The 19,858-nt window shown below is 75.5% G+C and carries 14 protein-coding genes, 1 tRNA gene and 1 pseudogene; 8 read left to right on the forward strand and 8 right to left on the reverse strand.

What is annotated here, in order from left to right; all coding sequences use genetic code 11:
- Positions 1 to 102: 102 nt before the first annotated feature.
- Positions 103 to 795 (forward strand): sensor domain-containing protein, encoded by a 693-nt coding sequence (locus tag ACIQF6_RS30595; protein ID WP_400900771.1) that lies wholly within the window; start codon positions 103 to 105, stop codon positions 793 to 795.
- A gap of 134 nt (positions 796 to 929) precedes the next feature.
- Positions 930 to 1,685 (forward strand): class I SAM-dependent methyltransferase, encoded by a 756-nt coding sequence (locus ACIQF6_RS30600; RefSeq protein ID WP_400900773.1) that lies wholly within the window; start codon positions 930 to 932, stop codon positions 1,683 to 1,685.
- 7 nt (positions 1,686 to 1,692) lie between these two features.
- Here ACIQF6_RS30600 and ACIQF6_RS30605 read toward each other — a convergent pair whose 3' ends face one another.
- The gene (locus ACIQF6_RS30605; protein WP_400900775.1) at positions 1,693 to 2,079 is read right to left on the reverse strand and encodes a MerR family transcriptional regulator; all 387 of its coding nucleotides are present in this window, start codon (positions 2,077 to 2,079) and stop codon (positions 1,693 to 1,695) included.
- A gap of 66 nt (positions 2,080 to 2,145) precedes the next feature.
- Between ACIQF6_RS30605 and ACIQF6_RS30610 the strand changes: the two genes are divergently transcribed.
- Positions 2,146 to 3,345, forward strand: coding sequence for an MFS transporter (locus tag ACIQF6_RS30610; protein ID WP_400900777.1), 1,200 nt, complete (start codon positions 2,146 to 2,148; stop codon positions 3,343 to 3,345).
- Between the two features lie 363 nt (positions 3,346 to 3,708).
- On the opposite strand, the gene ACIQF6_RS30615 is transcribed toward ACIQF6_RS30610, so the two are convergent.
- From ACIQF6_RS30615 to ACIQF6_RS30635, 5 genes are all read right to left on the reverse strand, one after another.
- A tRNA-Met gene (locus ACIQF6_RS30615) sits at positions 3,709 to 3,782 on the reverse strand.
- A gap of 82 nt (positions 3,783 to 3,864) precedes the next feature.
- Positions 3,865 to 5,088: a PrsW family intramembrane metalloprotease gene (locus ACIQF6_RS30620; RefSeq protein ID WP_400900779.1), complete on the reverse strand. Its 1,224-nt coding sequence runs from the start codon at positions 5,086 to 5,088 to the stop codon at positions 3,865 to 3,867.
- 201 nt (positions 5,089 to 5,289) lie between these two features.
- Entirely contained in the window at positions 5,290 to 6,120 is an 831-nt protein-coding gene (gene trmB, locus ACIQF6_RS30625; protein ID WP_400900781.1) for a tRNA (guanosine(46)-N7)-methyltransferase TrmB, read from the reverse strand.
- 201 nt (positions 6,121 to 6,321) lie between these two features.
- Positions 6,322 to 7,524 (reverse strand): L-2-hydroxyglutarate oxidase, encoded by a 1,203-nt coding sequence (gene lhgO / locus ACIQF6_RS30630; RefSeq protein ID WP_400900783.1) that lies wholly within the window; start codon positions 7,522 to 7,524, stop codon positions 6,322 to 6,324.
- Positions 7,525 to 7,539: 15 nt separating this feature from the next.
- Positions 7,540 to 8,955 carry an MFS transporter gene (locus ACIQF6_RS30635; RefSeq protein ID WP_400900785.1) on the reverse strand — a complete coding sequence of 472 codons (1,416 nt, stop codon included), beginning with the start codon at positions 8,953 to 8,955 and terminating at the stop codon, positions 7,540 to 7,542.
- A 656-nt stretch (positions 8,956 to 9,611) separates the two neighbouring features.
- On the opposite strand from ACIQF6_RS30635, the gene ACIQF6_RS30640 reads away from it, so the two are divergent.
- The 3 genes from ACIQF6_RS30640 (at position 9,612) to ACIQF6_RS30650 (ending at position 13,015) form a co-directional block, all read left to right on the forward strand.
- Complete coding sequence (locus ACIQF6_RS30640) at positions 9,612 to 11,693, forward strand: asparagine synthase-related protein (RefSeq protein WP_400900787.1); 2,082 nt, start codon at positions 9,612 to 9,614, stop codon at positions 11,691 to 11,693.
- A 45-nt stretch (positions 11,694 to 11,738) separates the two neighbouring features.
- The gene (locus tag ACIQF6_RS30645) at positions 11,739 to 12,227 is read left to right on the forward strand and encodes a universal stress protein (RefSeq protein WP_400900789.1); all 489 of its coding nucleotides are present in this window, start codon (positions 11,739 to 11,741) and stop codon (positions 12,225 to 12,227) included.
- A gap of 92 nt (positions 12,228 to 12,319) precedes the next feature.
- Positions 12,320 to 13,015 carry a DsbA family oxidoreductase gene (locus ACIQF6_RS30650; protein ID WP_400900791.1) on the forward strand — a complete coding sequence of 232 codons (696 nt, stop codon included), beginning with the start codon at positions 12,320 to 12,322 and terminating at the stop codon, positions 13,013 to 13,015.
- 9 nt (positions 13,016 to 13,024) lie between these two features.
- Here ACIQF6_RS30650 and ACIQF6_RS30655 read toward each other — a convergent pair whose 3' ends face one another.
- Both ACIQF6_RS30655 and ACIQF6_RS30660 read right to left on the reverse strand, forming a co-directional pair.
- Positions 13,025 to 14,941 (reverse strand): sigma-70 family RNA polymerase sigma factor, encoded by a 1,917-nt coding sequence (locus ACIQF6_RS30655; protein ID WP_400900793.1) that lies wholly within the window; start codon positions 14,939 to 14,941, stop codon positions 13,025 to 13,027.
- A gap of 358 nt (positions 14,942 to 15,299) precedes the next feature.
- Complete coding sequence (locus ACIQF6_RS30660; protein WP_400900795.1) at positions 15,300 to 16,091, reverse strand: TetR/AcrR family transcriptional regulator; 792 nt, start codon at positions 16,089 to 16,091, stop codon at positions 15,300 to 15,302.
- Between the two features lie 774 nt (positions 16,092 to 16,865).
- Here ACIQF6_RS30660 and ACIQF6_RS30665 point away from each other — a divergent pair.
- On the forward strand, positions 16,866 to 18,188 hold the full coding sequence (locus ACIQF6_RS30665) for an NAD(P)/FAD-dependent oxidoreductase (RefSeq protein ID WP_400900807.1): 1,323 nt from the start codon (positions 16,866 to 16,868) through the stop codon (positions 18,186 to 18,188).
- A gap of 250 nt (positions 18,189 to 18,438) precedes the next feature.
- Positions 18,439 to 19,656 (forward strand): annotated as a pseudogene (locus tag ACIQF6_RS30670) (PP2C family protein-serine/threonine phosphatase); the annotation flags it as partial.
- Positions 19,657 to 19,858: the final 202 nt, after the last annotated feature.

Consider the following 19,858-nt stretch of genomic DNA (forward strand, 5'->3'; position numbering starts at 1 on the left):
GCAGCAGACCTCATTCCGGAGGCCCGGCCCGGTAGGGCACCTTTGAAGGGTGCCCGACGCCGCCGACCGGCGGCACCGCCCCGCTCACCCGAAGGACCGCGGATGTCCACCGCTGCGTACCGTGCCACCACCGGCGACCGCCCCACCCGGCCCGGGTTCTGGCGCGCCCCGTTCTCCCGGGCCGCCTTCCGGGAGCTCGGCTTCGCGCTCAGCGGCCTGCCGATCGCCGTGCTCGGCTTCTCCCTCGTCATCGCGCTGTTCAGCACCGGTCTCGGCCTCGCCGTCACCATGCTCGGCCTGCCGGTGCTCGCCCTGCTGACCATCGCCGGCCGCGGCTTCGGCGCCGCCGAGCGTTCCCGGATCCGCACCCTGCTCGATCTCGACCTGCCCGCCCCCGCCGCGGTCGTCGTCCGGCGGGAGGGCGTCTGGGGCGCGATCACCGCCCGGCTCGGCGACGCGGCCGGCTGGAAGGGCGCGCTGTACCAGTTCGTCATGTTCCCCTGGGCGATCGTCGGCTTCGTGTTCTCGCTGACCTTCTTCGTCCTCGGCTGGGCGCTGCTGCTGTTCCCCGCCTACCAGTGGGTGTGGCCCCGCTACACCGACTGGAACGGCTACCGGGTCGCCGACTGGACGGACTCGCACGGCGTCCAGCACGTCTACGAGCTCGTCTCGCCGTTCCAGATCGGCGCCGTCAGCCTGCTCGGCGCGGTGTTCGTCCTGCTCACCCCGCAGCTGGTCCACGCCCTCAACGGCCTCAACCGCCTCGCGGCCCGCGGTCTGCTGGCCGGCCGCTGAACATGCGCCACCGCCGGGCCCGTGGTCGGATGACCACGGGCCCGTCCGGCGTCGCGCGCCCGGCAGGACCCGGCCGGACCGGTCCGTGGGCCCGGGCCGCACCCCGGGCCCGCCGAACGCCCGGAGGACCGCCGATGTGCCCGGTCAGCAGCGCCCGCCCCGTGAACCGCCGCGCACCGGCCGCCCCGCCGGTGCTGATCACCTCCCGGCCGCTCGACGAGTACTGCGGCTACTTCGGCCTCACCCGCGCCGACCTGGTCCAACTGCCCGGCCCGCTGCTGGACTGCCCCGGCGGAGCCGCCGCGTTCGCCGCCGAGGCCCGCGCGCTCGGCTGCGAGGCGGTCGCCGTCGACCCCGGCTACGCGCTCGGCCCGCGCCGCCTCGCCGAACTCGCCGCCGCCGGCCGCGACACCATGGCCCTCGCCATCCGCCGCGACCCCGCCCACCACCTCCCCCCGGCCGGCGGCCGGGGCGGCCCCCGTCGCGGCCGGCCCGGCCGGCGCCACCCCGACAAGTACCTGCGCAGCTGGGACCGCGCCCGCCGCCTGTTCGCCGCCGACGCCGCGGCCCACCCCGGGCACTACCTGGCCGCCGCGCTGCCCCGCCTCCCGTTCGCCGACGGCAGCTTCGCCCTCACCCTCAGCTCCTACCTGGTGTTCGCCTACCCGGCGCTGTTCACCCCCGCCGACCAGTTCCGCGCCCTGCGCGAACTCGCCCGGGTCACCGCCCCCGACGGCGAAGTCCGGATCTTCCCGCTCCACGACCACACCGGCAGCCGCTGCCCGCACCTCACCGAACTGCGCGCCGCGCTCCGCCACCACCACATCTCCAGCCGGGTCCTGACCACCGCCCCCGCCCACCGCATCCTGGTGCTGAACCCGGCGCGCTGACCGCTCCTCAGCAGGCCTCGGCCGGGGCGGGGACCTCCCGCAGCGAGTGCACCGCCCGCAGGTAGGCGCCCACCGCGTCCCGGCTGCGGGACAGGCACTCCACCCGCTCGGTGAGCTGCCGGTGCTCGTGCTCCAGCGTGGCCAGCGTCTCCGCCGTGGCACCGCGGACGTGGTACTGGCCGGTGGTCAGGCACGGCAGCACCTCCCGGATGGTGCGGGTGGACAGGCCCGAGTCCAGCAGCGAACGGATCTGCCGGACGCGCTCCACCAGCGCCTCGTCGTACTCCCGGTAGCCGTTCGCGGAACGCCCCGGCTTCAGCAGGCCCTGCTCCTCGTAGTAGCGCACCAGCCGGGGCGAGGCCCCGGCCCGGTCCGCCAGTTCGCCGATCCGCATCCGCGTCTCCCGTCCGTCGGAAAGGACTTGACCTTCACATAGATGTGAGGGTTCGAGGATAGCGGCATGACCGCGACCCGAACCGAACTCCCCGTTGCCGCACCTGTTTCGAGCCCCCGCCAAGGCCTGCGCTGGTCCCCCCTGCTGGCCCTCGCCACCGCCGCCTTCCTGGGCATCGTCACCGAGGCACTGCCCGCCGGCGTCCTCCCCGAGATGGCCCACGACCTGCGGGTCGGCGAATCCGCGATGGGCCAGTCGCTCACCGGCTACGCCCTCGCCACCGGACTCTCCGCGATCCCGCTGGCCCGGGCCACCGCCCGCTGGTCCCGCAAGCGCCTGGTGCTCGCCGCCGTCGCCGTCCTGCTGGTCGCCAACGCCGTCACCGCACTCTCCCCGTCCTACCCGCTCACCATGGCCGCCCGGATCGCCGGCGGCGTCGCCGTCGCCGCGATCTGGGCCGAACTCGTCGGGTACGCGCGCCGGTTGACCCCGCCGAACCTGCACGGCCGGGCGATCGCCGTCACCGGCATCGGCGTCCCGCTCGCCCTCTCCCTCGGCATCCCGATCGGCACCTGGTCCGGCCGGCTGATCGGCTGGCGGCCCACCTTCGGCCTGGTCGCCGTCCTGGCCGCCGCCCTGCTGCTGTGGCTCGCCGCCGCCGTCCCCGACGCCCCCGGCCGGCGTGCCGGCCACGGCGAACCCCTCCTCGCCGCCCTGCGGCTGCCCGGCGTCCGACCCGTGCTGTTCGTCGTCGCCGCGTTCGTCCTGGCCCACAACGTGCTCTACACGTACATCGCCGCCCTGCTCGACCACTACGGCATGGCCGACCGCCGCGACCTGGTCCTGCTGGTCCTCGGCATCGCCTCCGTCGCCGGACTCGCCATCACCGGCGCCCTCGTCGACCGCCGACTGCGCCACCTCACCCTCGCCGCCACCGCCGCCGTCCTCGCCGCCCTCGGACTCCTCCTGCTCCCCGCCCCCGCCGCCCCCCTGGTCCTGCTCGCCGCCGCCCTCTGGGGCCTCGGCTGGGGCGCCGTCCCCCCGCTCTTCCAGACCGCCGCCGCCGACGCGGGCGGCGACCGCGCCCAGACCCTCCTCGTCGCCACCTGGAACACCTCGATGGGCCTCGGCGGCGCCGTCGGCGGACTCCTCCTGGCCCTGGCCGGCCCGGGCTCCTTCCCCTGGTTCGCCCTCGCCCTCCTGCTCCCCGTCCTCGCCGTCGCCGTCCTGTCCCGTCGGCACGGCTTCCCGCCGAAGCGCCCCTGAGACCCCTTGGAACGGACCGGGAACGCAGACGGCCCGTGGGCTGCTCCTCGGGCCGGACCCCGCTCGGCGGGGGACGGCGGTCGAGGCACCGGGGATGTACCGGTGAGCCCACGGGCCGGGTGACTGCTGGGAATTGGCCTGAGCCGGAGACCGTACGGCCTCACCGCTGCACAGGCAGGGGCGGCTCTAGCGAGCAGCCACCTCACGCATCCTGAAGGAACTCAACTCAGGATCACCTCCTTTCAGTGTGCCGCCAGCGTAGGCACCGCCGCGGGGGCGGGCAACGGATTTATCCGCGAGGAAACCGCGGCAGGCACGACGAAGGCCCGGAGGCGATGCCTCCGGGCCTTCGTTGCTACTGAGTAGCGGGGACAGGATTTGAACCTGCGACCTCTGGGTTATGAGCCCAGCGAGCTACCGAGCTGCTCCACCCCGCGTCGGTGAACACGACTCTACGTGACTCCGTCGAGAAAGGGAAATCCGTTCCCCTCGGAGACCCGCGCAGGTCAGCGGGGCCGGTCAGCCGGGGCCGGTCGGCTGGCGGGTGCGGCGGGTCTGCGCCCACACCGCGAAGCAGACCAGTGCGGCGAAGCACGGCACCATCACCAGGCCGTACACCAGCAGGAAGCCGTCGGTGCCCAGCCCGGCCGCCGCGTTCCACACGCCGTGCAGGCCCATCGCCAGCAGCAGGCCGGCCGGGGCGCCCAGCCGGGCCGCCCAGCGGCGGCCGGTGGTCAGCGTCACCGCGAGGCCGATGCCGGTCAGGGCGGTGAACAGTGGGTGGGCGAACGGCGACAGCAGGGCCCGCAGGACGAAGGTGTGCACCGTCCCGTCGAAGTCCCGCAGGCTCGGTGTCCGGCCCAGGCCGATCGCGTCCAGGCGGGCCTGCCGGTCCGCGGTGAACGCCCGCCCCAGGTACAGCGCGTTCTCGGTGAACGCGAAGCCGGACGCCGTCACCCCGCCCAGGACCGCCCCCGCCGCCAGCGTGCGCGGCCGGGAACGGGCCCGCCGCCGTCCGCCCGGTGCGGGCCGGAAGGCCAAAGGACGCTCGGGGTCGCCGTGCCGGTGCCACAGCAGGCGGCGCAGCCGGCCGCACGGGCGGTCGGGCTCGCAGCGGTGCCGTCGCCGCAGCGGCAGCAGCAGCATCAGCAGTGCCGAGCCCTTCGCCACCTCCTCGATCAGCGGCGTCGCGAACTCCGAGCCCCAGGTCTCCCCGCGCGCGCCCCGGTGGGCGATCAGGAAGTCGCTCGCCCAGCCGTTGGCCATGATCGCCACCGTGGTCGCGGCGCACGCCCCCCAGGCCAGGCAGAACAGGGTGTGCCGGATCGGCACCCGCGCGGTCTGGTTCAGCCACGCCAGCGAACCCAGCACGAACGGCAGCGGCAGCAGGGCCAGCCCCAGGCCCACCAGCAGCCCCGCCGTCCCGGTCTGACGCTGCACCAGGTGCAGGATCAGCACCCCCGACCCGGCCAGCGCCATCGCCACCACCGCCGAGGACACCGCAGGCCGCCGCAGCGGCCGCAGCCGGCGCACCAGCGACGGCGCGACCCGCGCCACCCGGGCCCCGCGCTGGCCCGGAATCCTCCCGACCGCCGACAACCGCACCCGGGACAGCACACCGGACCGGTGCACCCCCGGCTCCGGGAACGATCGGGCACCGGTGGGGGGCGGCGGATCGGCGGCCATGGCGGCGGCCCCTACAGGCAGGCTGGGGGAGGCCTTGCCGCCGGGCGGACTGCTCACCCGCAGAAGCGTAGGGGAATGCTCCACTCCGGGGGGAGTGGCGACAGCAATCCGCGCAGCTCGGACGACGGTCCGTCAGCAAGGCGAAGCGGCGGACACCGCCTCGGTGGTGTTCCTACCCGCGATGCCGCGGGGGAGAACGCGTCCGCCGTCGTCAGCCCGATTCCCCGCAGGGACGATTCGGCAGTCCGGGCGGCGGGTTCAGCGGCGGCGGAACAGCACGTCGTGCACCACGTGGCCCTTGGCCAGGCCGGCCCGCTCGAACTTGGTCACCGGACGCCACTCGGGGCGGGGCGCGTAGCCCGGGACGGAGCCCGCCGGGTGCTCGTCCGGCTCCAGCCACGGCGAGCCGTCGCCCTCGGGGTGCAGGTTCTCCAGCTCCGGCGACGCCTCCAGGACGGCCAGCATCTGCTCGGCGTACGGCTCCCAGTCGGTCGCGCAGTGCACCAGCGCGCCGGGGGCCAGCCGGGGCAGCACCAGCTCCAGGAACGACGCCTGGATCAGCCGGCGCTTGTGGTGCTTCGGCTTCGGCCACGGGTCCGGGAAGTAGACCCGCAGGCCCGCCAGCGACGCGTCCGGCAGCATGTCGCGCAGCAGGATCACCGCGTCGCCCGCCGCGAGCCGGACGTTCTCCGAGCCGTCCCGCTCCAGGAACTGCAGCAGGTTGCCGTGGCCCGGGGTGTGGACGTCCGCCGCGAGGATGCCCGACGAGGGGTCCGCGGCGGCCATCGCGGCCGTGGTGTCGCCCATCCCGAAGCCGATCTCCAGCGTCACCGGGCGGCCGTCGAACATCGCCGGCAGGTCCAGCGGGGTGCCGTCGATGGCGTGGCCGAAACGCTCCCAGCCCCGGTCCAGCGCACCCGCCTGCGCCTTGGTCATCCGACCACGGCGCGGCTGGAAACTGCGGATCCGCTGCTCACGGTGCTGGGCCTCGGTGGCCTTGTGCGGGTACATCGGCGCGGGGTACGCCGCCGGGGCGGCGGACAGCCGGGCCGAGGCGGGCAACTGGGGGCTGGGGGCGGAGGAAGTCACAATCGCACCAGTCTACGGGAGCCGAAAATCCGGGGCCGGGGCCTGGGCAGGTGGGCAGCACCACCAGGGGCGCGGGGAACTGCGCGACAAGCGCAGACCACGTCCGCAAGGGTCGCGATCACGTGCAAGTCACTGTCCCGCGTCGCGATCTTTCCGACGTGGCGCGTTCCCCCTCGCGCAGTTCCTCGCGCCCCCGGTCGCTCACCCGATCGCGGCCACCGCCCGCCGCGCGATCTCCCGTCCGATCGCCAGCGAGGCCGTCGCCGCGGGGGAGGGGGCGTTGAGGACGTGGACGAGGCGGCCGGAGCCGGCGAAGGCGAAGTCGTCGAGGAGGGTGCCGTCGCGGGCGACGGCCTGGGCGCGGACGCCGGCGGTGGTGGGGAGGAGGTCGTTCTCGGTGACGGCGGGGAGGAGGCGGCGGACGGCGGTGGTGAAGGCGCGCTTGGACAGCGAGCGGTGGAGTTCGCCGAGTTCGTAGCGCCAGTGCCGGCGGGCGATCGTCCAGGCGCCGGGGAAGCGGACCGTCTCGGCGAGGTCGCGGAGGCTGACGGTCCGCCAGTCGTAGCCCTCGCGGGCCAGCGCCGGAACGGCGTTCGGGCCGACGTGGACGTCGCCGTGGATGCCGCGGGTGAGGTGGACGCCGAGGAACGGGAACGCCGGATCAGGGACGGGGTAGACCAGTCCGCGCACCAACGAGCGCCGGGCGGGCGCGAGTTCGTAGTACTCGCCGCGGAAGGGGACGATCCGGACGCCGGGGTCGTCGCCGGCCAGCCGGGCGATCCGGTCGCTGTGCAGCCCGGCGCAGTTGACCAGCGCCGCGCAGCGGATCTCGCCGGTGGGCGTGGTGACGGTGACCCCGTCGTCGCGGCGGGCGATGTCCAGCACAGGGGTGGCGAGCCGCAGTTCGGCGCCGCGTTCGCCCGCGAGCGCGGCGTAGCGGCGGGCCACGGCGGTGTAGTCGCAGATGCCGGTGGTGGCGAGGTGCAGGCCGGCGAGGCCGGTGACCTCGGGTTCGTGGTCGCGGATGCCGGCCGGGTCGAGTTCGAGCAGCGGGATGCCGTTGGCGCGGCCGCGTTCGGCGAGGGCGGCCAGCCGGGGGAGTTCGTCCGGTTCGGTGGCGACCACGAGCTTGCCGGTGACTTCGTGGGCGATGCCCTGGTCGCGGCAGAACGCGACCATCTCGCGGGCGCCTTCGGTGGCGTACCGGGCTTTCAGGGAGCCGGGCCGGTAGTAGACGCCGCTGTGGATGACGCCGCTGTTGCGGCCGGTCTGGTGGGCGGCGAGCGCGCTCTCCTTCTCCAGCACCGTGACGGAGGTGCCGGGGTGGGCGAGGGTGAGCGCGTACGCGGTGGACAGGCCGACGATGCCGCCGCCGACCACCAGGACCTGGACGTCGTGCTTCAAGAACGCAACCCCTCGTCAGCCGGTGGTGAGGACCAGGCGGGCGCGTTCGGTGAGTTCCTTGACCCGCTGCTCGTTCTGGTAGGGCTCCAGGCGGCGCAGCAGCTCGACCACGTACTCGCGGCTGCGGTGCGAGGAGATCCGCCCGGCGACCTCGACGGCGCGTTCGCCGGCGGCGACGGCGGCGTCCAGGTCTCCGGCCTCGGCCTCGGCCATCGCGGAGACGATCAGCCGAAGGCCGTGCGAGCGGACGAAGCCCTCGGTCGGTCGGGCCAGCGCCTCGCGGGTGAACTGCCGGACCTTGGACGGCACTCCGAGGTCGCGGAAGCACTCGGCGGCGTCGGCGGCGAGGCGGTCGTAGGCGTAGAAGTCGATCCAGGTCGGGTCCGGGTCGCCGGGGCGGGCCCGGTCCAGCGCGGCCTCGGCGGCGGACAGCGCGCTGCCGCAGGCGGTGGCGTTGCCGGCCTTGGCGTGGGCGCGGGCCTCGACCAGGTGGAAGAAGCTCATGGTGCGCGCCGTGGCCAGGCCCCGGTTGCGTTCCAGGGCTGCCTGGGCGAGGTCGACGGCCTCGTCCGGGAAGGAACGGTAGGAGGCCTGCAGGCTCATCGAGGCCAGCACGTACCCGCCGAGCGGCACGTCGCCGGCGGCCCGGGCCAGCCGCAGGGCCTGGATGTAGTAGCGCTGGGCGGCCTCGTGCTGGCCGGTGTCGAAGGCCATCCACCCGGCGAGCCTGGTGAGTTCGGCGGTGGCGCCGAACAGCGCCCGGCCGACCGCGTCGCTGTACGAGGCGAGCAGCAGCGGGGCGGCCTCCACCCGCAGGCACTCCGGGACCATCGAGGAACGCCAGTCGCCGCCGCCGTACTTGGAGTCCCAGCGGCGGGCCTCCTGGGCGGCCTCGCGGAGCTTGGCGGCGTCCGCGTGCCCCACCCGGTAGCCGGACAGGTCGGGGCCGCCCTCCCGGGCCACCGACCCGTCGGCGGGGGTGATCAGCCAGCGGGAGACGGGTGTGGCGTACGCGGCGACCGAGAAGGTGCCGGCCAGGCTGTCGCTCCACCGGCCGCCGCCCGGGCCGCGCCGCAGGTCGAGGTCGACCCGCCAGAGTTCGGTGGCGGACCGGACCGCCTCCGGGACTTCGCGCGGGAACTCCAGGCCGAGTTCGGGGGTGGGGTGCGAGTCGGCGAGGCCGATCTCCTCCAGCGGCACCGGGCGGCCGAGCTTGTTGCCGAGCGCGGTGGCGATCAGGTGCGGCACCGGGCGCTGCGGCACCATCCCCTTGGTCACCCAGCGGGCCACCGAGGTCTTGTCGTAGCGGAGGGTCAGGCCGCGCTGCGCGCCGAGGTCGTTGACCCGGCGGGCGAGCCCGGCGTTGCTGATCTGGGCGAGCGCGAGGAGGGCGCCGAGCCGGTCGTTCGGCCCTCGTGAGCTGACGGTCATGGTGGCGGTGGCACCCCCTGGCGACGTCGTGCGCGGATGGCGGCGAGTCGCGACGGCAGCAGCACGCCACCGGACTGCTTGCACCTAGCGTAGTCGCCCGCGTTCCCACGGTTAAGAGCCCGCATTCCGGTTGGCGGGAACGTGCTGCGTCCACGGCGGGCGGCCGGGTGCCCGCCGGGTGCCGCGCGGACACGTGCCGGACGCCCGTGCTCCGGGCCCGTGCCCGTGTGCGCCATCCGTGCTCCCTGGCCGCAGCGGCAGGTGGGCGATTCGCTGGTGCCTGTGGATCGGCCCGCCGCCGAGGACCCGGCGGGCCGGGGGAAACGCTGCCTCAATCCCCGCGGGCAGCGGCGCGTCCGGGAGGGCATGCGGATGCCCTCCCGGGTCGTGCGACGTCTTTCGGCCAAACTTGGCCGCAATGCGGCGTCCACGGACCAATTTTCGCGCCGCGCAGTCCGGCCACCGGCCGTGCCCCGGACGGGAGTTCGAGGGCCCGCACGGCCCGGGCCCCGGAGGGGGTGGCCCGGTCCGTGCGCCCCGCCGCGCAAGCCCGGCCCGATCCGGCCCCACCGGTGGCACGATGTCTCCTGACGGTGCGCCAATTTCTTTCACATCATCGGAAGTTCGCCGCGCGCCCGGAGCACCACGGAGGCGCGATGCGGTGGCTCACCGGCTGGAGCGGCCCGGCCGCCGACCCGGCCCTCGCCGCGGTCCGGCCGATCGCCGGCACCCTGCTCTGGGGCGGCCCCGACCCGCTGTGGGCGGTCGGCGACTGGCGCCCCGACGAACTCCGCCTCGCCGTGCTCCGCCCCGGCGCCCCCGCCGCCGTCCGCGGCGGACTCGACCCGCGCGACCCCGCCGACCGCACCGACCGGGACACCCCCGCCACCCTGCGGCTCGCCGTCGCCGGCCGCTGCGGCGCCACCGACCGCGAACTCGCCGACGGCCTGGCCGCCGCCCGCGGCGGCGCACTGCGCCACCTCACCCACTGGCCCGGCAGCTACACCGTCGTCCTGCGGACCGGCACCCGCTCCACCGTGCTGCTCACCGACCTGGCCGGCGTCCAGCCGGTCTTCCACGCCGCGTTCGCCGGCGGCACCGCCTACGCCACCGCCGCCCTGCCGCTGGCCGACCTGGTCGGCGCACCGCTGGACGCCGGCCACCTGGCCGCCCGGCTCGCCACCCCCGAGACGCCCGAGGCGCTCGGCGACCGCACCCCGTTCCGGGGCGTGCGCCGGGTGCCGCCCGGCCACGCGCTCGGCATCCGCGGCGGCCGCGCCCACCGCACCGCCCACCCCGACGACCCCGCCGCGGCCCCGGCCGAGGCCCCCGCCGTCCGCGAACTCACCCGCGCCCTGCTGGAGGCCGTCCGCTGCCGGGTCCGCGCCACCGCCCCCGGCGACCGCCCCCGGCTCGGCGTCGACCTGTCGTACGGCACCGCGTCCGCCACCGTCGCGCTGCTCGCCGCCGCCGTCCCGCTGCCCGCCGGCACCCCGGTCGGCACCGCGCTCGAACGGCCCGCCGCCCGCACCGGCGCCGTCCGGGGCTCCTGGGCCCGCGGCGCCGACGGGCGGCCCGAGCCCGAGACGCTGCCCGCCGTCACCCTCGGCACCGCCGACCGGCTCGCGCTCGCCGTGCACGCACCCCGGCTGCGCCACGTCGTCGTCCCGCCCGTCCTCCCGTACGCCGGACTCGCCGATCCGCTGGCCGGGCCGCTCACCGACGAACCGGGCCCCGCGCTGCTCACCGCCGCCCGGCACACCGCGCTGCACCGGGCCGGCGGCGCCGACCACCTCACCGGCCACGGCGCCCGGCAGGTGCTCGACGGCCACCCCGCCCGGCTCGCCGACCTGCTGCGCGCCGGCCGTCCGCTGCACCTGCTGGCCCCGATCGCCGCGCTGGCCGGCGCCGACCGCGCCACCGCCGGGGCCTTCACCGGCGCCCTGCACACCCCCGTCACCGTGCTGCGCGCCGCCCGCCGCCTGGCCCGCACCCGCCGCGGCGACGCCCTCGACGACCTCGCGCTGAAGCTGATACTCCGCCAGGAGCCCGCCGCGCCCGGCACCGTGGGCCGGGCGCTGGCCGCCGAACTGGCCTGGCACCGGCCCGGCCCGGCCGCCCACCTGCTGGCCGACGAACCCCTCGCCGCGCTTGCCCAGCACCTGCGCACCGCCGCCCGCGACGTCACCCCCGCCGAACCGCCCGGCGCCCGCCGGGCCCGCCTCGCCCTGCACCGGCACGCCGCCCACTACCGCACCCTGGTGCACGCCACCGAACAGCACGGCCAGCGCCTGCACGCGCCGTTCCTCGACAACCAGGTGGTCCGGGCCGCCCGCCTGCTCCCCGACGACGTCCGCCTGCAACCCGGCGCCCGGCCCGCCCTGTTGGCCGCCGTGCTGGCCGGCGCCGGCCGCACCGACCTGCCCGCCGACTGGGGCCGCACCGCCGGACCCGACCCGCACGCCCCCGCCCGGGACGGCCTCCTGGCCGCCGCCCCCGCGCTCGCCGACCTGCTCGACCGTCCACTGCTCGGCGAGGCCGGACTGATCGACGCCCCCGCCGTCCGCAAGGCCCTCGCCACCGCTGTCGACCCCGCCCAGGACGCCCCGCCCGCCACCCTCGCCGCCCTCGCCGAACTGATCGCCGTCGAAGTCTGGCTGCGCCGTCTCGCCGCCCGCCGCCCCGGCTCCGCCTGGACCGGCCTGCCCGCGCCGCGCCGCCCCGCGCTGGAGCCCTGAGCGTGCCTGCCCGGAGGGCGCCGGACCGCCGGATAGCGTCGCGCCATGACCCTCCCCGTCAGCACCGACGCCCCGCCGCCCGGCACCGCGATCCTCAACGCGTGCGACGGCTCCGACGCCTCGCTGTGGGCGCTCGACCGGGCGATGACCGAGGCCGAGGCGCACCGCCTGCCGCTGCACGTGCTCGCCGTGGTCAACCCCTCGCCGACCGGCTACCCGCCGGGCATGGCCGACCTGATCCAGGAGAGCGTCCAGCGGCTCACCGCGAGCATGTCGGACGGCCTGCGCCGGGCCGTCGACACCGTGCAGGCCGCCCGCCCCCGCCCGTACGCCGGGCAGCTCACTCTGCACGTGGTGCTCGGCAACGTGGTGGACGTGCTGCTGCAGGCCGCGAACGGGCGGCACACCCTGGTGATCGGCACCCGCGGCAACGGCGGCTTCACCCGGCTGCTGCTCGGCTCGGTCAGCACCGCCGCCGTCCACCACGCCGGCTGCCCGGTGCTGGTGGTCCCGGGGCCCGCGGAGGACGACTGAGCAGCCGGAATGACGGCGGACGGCCGAGCGTTCGACCTGCTGTCGCGGGCCGTCCGGCCGGCGTGAACCACCCGACAGGAGCCCTCCCCGCCATGAAGGTCGAAATCTACTCGGACATCGCCTGCCCCTGGTGCTACGTCGGCAAGCGGCGCTTCGAGCAGGCCCTGGAGCGGTTCGAGGGCAAGGACGGCGTCGAGGTGGTCTTCCGCCCGTACCAGCTGGTGCCGGACGCCCCCGAGCAGGCCCGCCCGCACCGCGAGTGGCTCGCCGAGCGCTACGGGCCGCAGTCGCTGGCCATGGACGCCCGGATCGCCGAGGTCGGCAGGACGCTCGGCATCGACTACGACTTCGACGCCGCACTGGAGGTCAACACCCTCCGCGCCCACCGCCTGCTGCACCTCGCCGAGACCGAGTACGGCGCCCCCGTGCAGGCCGCCCTCAAGGAACGCCTGCTGAAGGCCCACTTCACCGAGGGCGTCGACGTCGGCGACGTCGACGCGCTGGCCGGCCTCGCCGCCGAGACCGGCATCGACCGCGAGCGCGCCGCCGCCTACCTGGCCGGCGACGAGGGCGAGGCCGAGACGCTCGCGCAGCTCGCCGAGGCCCGCGCCATCGGCGTCACCGCCGTCCCCACCTTCGTCTTCGAGGGCCAGTGGGCCGTCCAGGGCGGGCAGGAGGCCGACACCTTCCTCCAGGTCCTGCGCCAGGTCGAGGCCGAGACCGCCCGGCAGCTCACCCCGATCGCCCCGGCCGGCGACACCTGCGCGGACGGCAGCTGCCAGATCTGACCGGGGTCGTCAGCAGCTGAGGCTTGCGCCGGCCCAGTCCGCCAGGTCGGCCACCGGGCCGGCGCCGTGGACCGCGGTGACCACCAGCCGGATCGAGCGCTGGCCGGTCAGCGGTGCGTGCACCGTGACCGGCTTGTCGTTCGCGGACAACTCGCCGGAACTCCACAGCACTTCACCGTTGCCGCCCTGCACCGACAGAACCACCCGCCCGTAGGCCGGCCCGAAGCCGTCCAGGCCGGCGACGGCGTCGAACGACTGGCAGCTGCGGTTCAGGTCGATGGTCACCCGGGACGGCACCTGGACCGCCAGCACATGCCGGTAGTAGGCGCCGTGCATCCAGGCCCCGGGCAGCTGCAACGCGAACCCGGCACCGCGGATGGTCGGCCCGTCCGAGCCCTGCCCGTGGTTCGTCGGCACCTCGTCCAGCCAGAACCGGCTGGACGCGGTGACGGTCGGACTCGGCGAGGGGCTCGGGCTCGGCGGCGGCGTCGTCGCCGGGACCGACGGCTCAGGGACGGGCGCCCGCGGCGTCGTGGCGGCCGGCGGCGTGGACGCCGCCGGGCTCGACGGCTGCGACGGTGCCGCGCTCGGCTTCGGCGCCTGCGTCGGACTCGGGGACCGCGACGGCGTCGGCGTCGCCGAGGGCGCGGGCTTCGGGCCGGCCGGCGGCGGCACCGGCGTCGGGGACTCCGGCACCGCGCTGACCGGCGGCGGCGCGGCCACCGGCGGCTTCGGCTCGGGCGAACCGGTGAGCGCGAACGCGGCGACGGCGGCCGCCGCCACCGCGATGCCCGCGGCGATCCCGGCCTTGCCGGCCGTGCCGAGCCCCTTCCCGGCCGCCCCGGCCGCCCCGCCGCCGGCGGACGAACCGCCCGCCGCGGCCGTGCCGCCGGCGACCGCGCCCGTGACGGCGACCCCGGCGCCGACCGCGGCCGCCGCGGTCGTGAACCAGCCGACGCCGACCCAGAGCAGCGCACCGCCGGGCAGCACCGCCCGCAGACTGTGGTTGATGTCGGCCAGCTCCAGGTACGCGGCCGTGCACCGGGTGCAGTCCTGGACGTGCTTGCCGACCTCCGCCGAGGCCCGCTTGCGCAGCGAGCCGCGGGCGTACGCGCCCAGCCGGTTCGCGTACCCGGCGCAGCCCGACTCCTGACTGCCCGACACGTGCGCCTGGAGGAACGCCGCGGCCAGCCGGTCCCGGGCCCGGTGGGCCTGCACGGCCGTCGCGTTGGCGGTCTTGCCCAGCATCACCGCCACCGTCTTCGGCGACTCCCGCTCGACCTCGGTGTGCCAGAGCACCACCCGGTCGTCCTCCGGGAGTTCCGCGTACGCCCGCATCACCATGCGCTGATCGGCCAGCGCCAGCGCCCAGGCGTCCGCGCCCGGGTCGGCCAGGTCGAACTCGACGGTGGCGGCGGACGCCTCGGCGAACGTCGAGAAGTCGTCCACCAGTTGCTCGCGCCGGTCCGACCGCGCCCAGGCCGCCGCGACGTTGCGCACCGCCGTCAGCAGGTAGGCGCGGACCGCGAACTCCGGCCCCTTGCCCGCCTTCAATGCCTGCAAGGTACGGGCGAACACCTCGCCCGCGAGGTCCTCGGCGGTGAAGCTGTCCCGGCAGCAGGTCCGGGCGTAACGGCGCACCGCGTCGGCGTGCCGGCGGTAGATCTCCGCGTACGCGGAGTCGTCGCCGGCCCGCACCAGGGCGGTCAACTCGGCGTCCGAGGGCGGGCGTTCACCGTCCACCGGATCGGCCGGCGGGGGCACCGCGGCCCACCCCGAGAGCTCGTCGGCGATGAACGCCTCCGGCATGACCCCGCCCTGCCCGGCGGGCGCCTGACCCGGCACCCGGCCGATCAGCGACTCCCGGGCGGGACTGCCGCCCTGGTCCGGGACCTGCCCGTGGGTGCCCTGCTCCTCCGGGCTCACCGGGCACCGCCCGGCCGCACGGCACACGGAGCGGGCCGCCGCTCGAAGTCGACGGCGATCACGGGGCGCAACGGGACAATGGCTCCAACCACGGGCAAAGAATGGCATAGTGCAGCGACCGCCGGTAGCCGCACGGACCCCGACCCACCCTTCCGTGCCGCCGCTCGCCGAGGTGTTCGGGAACACGGGGGCGCAAGCACCGCGCGTACCCGGACAGTTCCGCGCGCCGTCCGCCCAGGGCGGTGCGCCGGGTGGCTCCCCGTCACCCGAACGGCGCGTCACCGGGACCGGCCGGACTTCCCCCGCCCGGCCGCCCCCTCCCGCGCCGGCCGTCAACTGCCCGACCCGCGCGACCGGTTCAGGAAGCGCGCAGCCCCTGCAACAGAATCTGCAGCAGCCGGCTCCCGGCACTGCCCTCGCCGCCGTCCTCGGACGCCAGCGCCGCCGACGCGTGCACCGGCACCGCCGCCGTCAGCACCAGCACCACGTCGGACACCGTCACCCCCGGCCGCAACTCGCCCGCCGCACCCGCCCGGGCCACCAGCGCCGCCAGCAACTGCAGCAGCAGCCGCGGGTCCGCGCTCTGCTCGCCGTCGGCCGCCGGCACCCCGGCGAACGCCCGGAGCTCGCCGCCGCGCTGCTCCGGCACCCGGCCGATCTCCTCCGCGTAGCGGAACGCCTCCGGCGGCAGCAGCCGGCCCGCGCCCGAGGCGGCCGCCCGCTGCAGGAACCCGGCCAGCGCGTCCCACGGACCGTTCAGCCCGCCGTACAGCGACTCCCGGGCCTGCGCGGTCAGCCAGGACACCTCCTCGGCGGCGATCCGCTGGACCAGCACCTCCTTGCTGGGGAAGCGCCGGTACACCGTGCCGACCCCCACCCCGGCGCGGCGCGCGACCTCCTCCATCGGCGCCCCGTAGCCGAGCTCGCCGAACACCTCACGGGCGGCGCGCAGCACGCTCTCCAGGTTCCGCCGGGCGTCCACCCGCAGCCGCGAACCCGCGCCGCGTCCGGCCTCGCCCGCACGCTCGCCCTGCGGGAACGCGAACCGCTCCCGCTCACCAGGGCCGCGCTGCTCCGGCACCACGTCCACCGAGGACCTCCCGAACGCCGCACCCGGCGACCGCTCGGCCAACTGTTCCTGCTCCGACATGCCAACCTCCCCCGAGGCACCCCGTCCCGGGCACCCGAACGGTCACTGCGCCCCCTGGTGTGCGCTGTCGACACCGGTCGGTCCGACGTCCGCGCACTACCTTCCCCGGATGGCTCCCGGGCAGTCGCACCGATGCCACCGGGCTCGCAGGTACATGGACCGGCACCATCGGCGGTCCGAACCACAATCCGACCATAGTTCAAGGAAGTTCGCCGCAGAAGTGGACCACCCGTCGTCCCGTCCGATCGGATCCCGGCCATCGGCGCAGATATGCCCCTATCCGCGCGCATTCGATCCGACTTGTCAGCATTCGCCGGGCCTTGACGGGCCGTCGGCCCGCGAAAACAGGCCCCGCACCGCTTTCGAGCGGGTCGAACGTGCACGTTTTCGCCAGCCGGACGGCCGTTCCCGGCTCCCGTGAGCAGCACGCGCGCGCACAACAACCACACATCTTGCCGAAATGCATGGGGGGGCATGATGCGGCAGACAGAACCCGGGGGAAACGGATTCACCGTTCTCCCGGACGAGAACCGGAACAGTCCGGCCGGACAACCCGTGCCGGCCCCACCGGCGGCCGCCCAACCGCCGCGCCGCCCCCGCCACTTGTCCGGCAGGGCGGCCCGGCACCGCCCCCGGGGCCGCTTTCCGGACCGGATTCGGACCGATCCGGCCCGGACTGTGGACAAGACCCCTCCGCCCGGTGCGTCATAGGGGGAACGTGAAACGGGTCACAGCCCGAGGGCCGGCCGGAGGTGCCCCATTCGGATCCTGATCATCGGCGGCGGCTGCGCCGGACTGAGCACCGCGCTGCGCCTCCAGCAGTTGCTGCGACCACAGTTGAGGGACCGGCGGATCGACATCACGATCGTCGAACCGCAGCCGTACCTCACCTTCCAGCCGCTGCTGGCCGAGGTCGCCGCCGGCTCCATCGACCCCCGCCACGTGGTCGTCCCGCTGCGCACCGCGCTTCCCGACTGCCGGGTGCTCACCGCCCGCGTCACCAGGATCGATCACGCCGCCCGCACCGCCTGGGTGGACGCGGCCCCGCGGGGCGAGCTCCGACTGCCCACCGAAGTCCCGTACGACGTCCTGGTGATGGCCCCCGGCGCGGTCTCCCGCACCGCCCCCGTCCCCGGGCTCGCCGAGCACGGCATGGGCTTCGCCACCGTCGGCGAGGCCGTCGCCCTGCGCAACCACGTCCTGGAACAGCTCGACCTCGCGTCCTCGACCCGTGACCCGGCACTCCGGCAGGCCGCCCTCACCTTCGTCTTCGTCGGCGCGGGCTACGCGGGCGTCGGCGCGCTCGCCGAACTGGAGGACATGGCGCGCACCGCCACCAAGGGCTTCCACAACCTGGCTCCCGACGACCTGCGCTGGGTGCTGGTCGAGGCCACCGACCGCATCCTCAGCGAGGAGATCCCCGAACTCGCCACCCACACCCTCGCCGAACTGCGCGAGCGCAATGTCGACGTCCGGCTGTCCACCACCCTGGAATCCGCCGTCGACCAGGTCATGGCGCTCTCCGACGGAGGCCGCTTCGCCGCCCGCACCCTGGTCTGGACGGCCGGCATCCGCCCCGCCCCGGTCCTCGCGCTCACCGACCTCCCGCTCGACCGGGCCGGCCGGATCACCTGCCTGCCCACCCTCCGGATCGCCGACCCCGACGGCAGCCCGCTGGCCGACGCCTGGGCCGCCGGCGACTGCGCCGCCGTCCCCGACCAGGCCGGCCAACCCTGTGCCCCCAACGCACAGCACGCCCTCGCCCAGGCCAAGCTGCTGGCCGAGAACCTGGCCGCCGAACTGGCCGGGCAGCCCCTCACCGACTACCGGCCGGACGACCCCGCCTGCTCCACCTCACTCGGTCTGCGCCGCGCGGTCGCCCACACCCGGCGCGGCGCCCGCCTCACCGGCCGGCGCGCCTGGTGGCTGCACCGCGCCCGCCAGCTGCGCCGGCTGCCGAGCCGGGAACGCCGGATCAGGGTGCTGATGGACTGGCTGTTCGGCGGACTGTTCCCGCGCGAGGTGGTCTCGCTCGGCACCATCGAGCACCCGCGTGCCGAGTTCGAGTCCGGGTTCACCACCGGCCCGGGCAGCTGACCGACTCCGGTACTCGGCTCCCACACCGGGCCCTCCGGCACCCCACGCCGGCCGCACGGAAGCGCACCCCGGCGCACACCCATCGGAACGCGCCGTACCGGGGGCCCGACTTCCGGAATCACCCCGGAGCCTGACAGGATCGGCCCATCACATGGAGTGCTGCCCCGGGTACGCAATGTGATGTTCACACCGCAATCGACCGAGAAGCAGGAACCACCCCCACATCAGTTCCCCGAGGAAGCGGCCCACGTTGAACCTCATGCGCTGGAGCGCCCGGCTCACCGGAGCCGCGTGGCGGACCACCCCCACCACCGCGGACGAACCCGTCACCGTCCCCGGCCAGCGCGACCCCGCCACCTCCGGCCCCGACGCCCGCGACCCCGAACAGCTCTACGACCTCCGCGATGTCCTGCGCCGCCTGCCCGCCCCCGTCGCCCTCACCCACGGCCCCCACCACCTGCTCGGCTACGCCAACCGCGCCTACCGCGACCTGTTCGGCACCCGCACCCCCGGCCGCCCCGTCGCCGAGGCCCTCCCCGAACTCACCGCGCTCGGCGTCCTCCCCCTGCTCGACCAGGTCCTGCGCAGCGGCCGCCCCCGCAGCGTCAAGTCCCGCTGCATCCTCGGCCTCGGCGGCAACCGCTACTACAACATCGCCTGCGTCCCGCTCGGCCCCGACGAACAGAGCACCCCCACCGGCGTCCTGATCTTCGCCACCGAAGTCACCGACCAGGTCCAGGCCGCCGGCCGCCTCCGCGACGCCGAACGCCGACAACGCGAAGCCGCCGTCACCCTCCAGCACAGCCTGCTCCCGCAGAAACTCGAACAGCCCGCCGATCTCCACGTCGCCGCCACCTACCTCCCCGGCGGAGCCGATGCCGCCGTGGGCGGCGACTGGTACGACGTCATCGCCCTCGGCGGCGGACGCACCGCCCTCGTCATCGGCGACGTCATGGGCCGCGGCCTGCGCGCCGCCGCCGTCATGGGCCAGCTCCGCACCGCCGTCCGCGCCTACGCCCGCCTCGACCTCCCGCCGCACGAGGTGATGACCCTGCTCGACGGCCTCGCCATGGAGATCGACGCCAACCAGATCGCCACCTGCACCTACGCCGTCTGGGACCCGGCCACCACCACCCTTGTCTACGCCTCCGCCGGCCACCTCCCCCTCCTGCTCCGCGCCCCCGACGGCACCGTCCTGCACGGCGAGGAACAGAACGGCCCACCCCTCGGCACCGGCGGCGCCGGCCACCTCTCCCACACCCTCCGCCTGCTCCCCGGCACCACCGGCGTCCTCTACACGGACGGCCTGGTCGAACGCCGCGACCAGGACATCGACCAGGGCATCGACGACCTCGCCCGCACCCTCACCGGCCCCGTCGCCGCCCCCGACATCGTCTGCGCCCGCCTGCTGCGGGCCCTCGGCGTCACCGCGGAACACGACGACGATGTCGCCGTCCTGGTCTTCCAGGTGGCACTTGATCCGGCACCCGTAGGTGTGTAGAGTTCTTCGAGTTGCCTGACAGGGAGCACCGAGCACGCGTCTGCGTGGACGGTCCCGGGGCAGCCAATCCCTTGGAACCACCCAGTTGATCCGTGACGGGTCGCGTCCTTTTCGCGTCTCCGTTCGTATTTGCTGTGCGCGTTTTCGGAGATTGCGGCGGATTCGCTTT

The sequence above is a fragment of the Kitasatospora sp. NPDC092948 genome (assembly GCF_044754805.1).
GTDB lineage: Bacteria > Actinomycetota > Actinomycetes > Streptomycetales > Streptomycetaceae > Kitasatospora.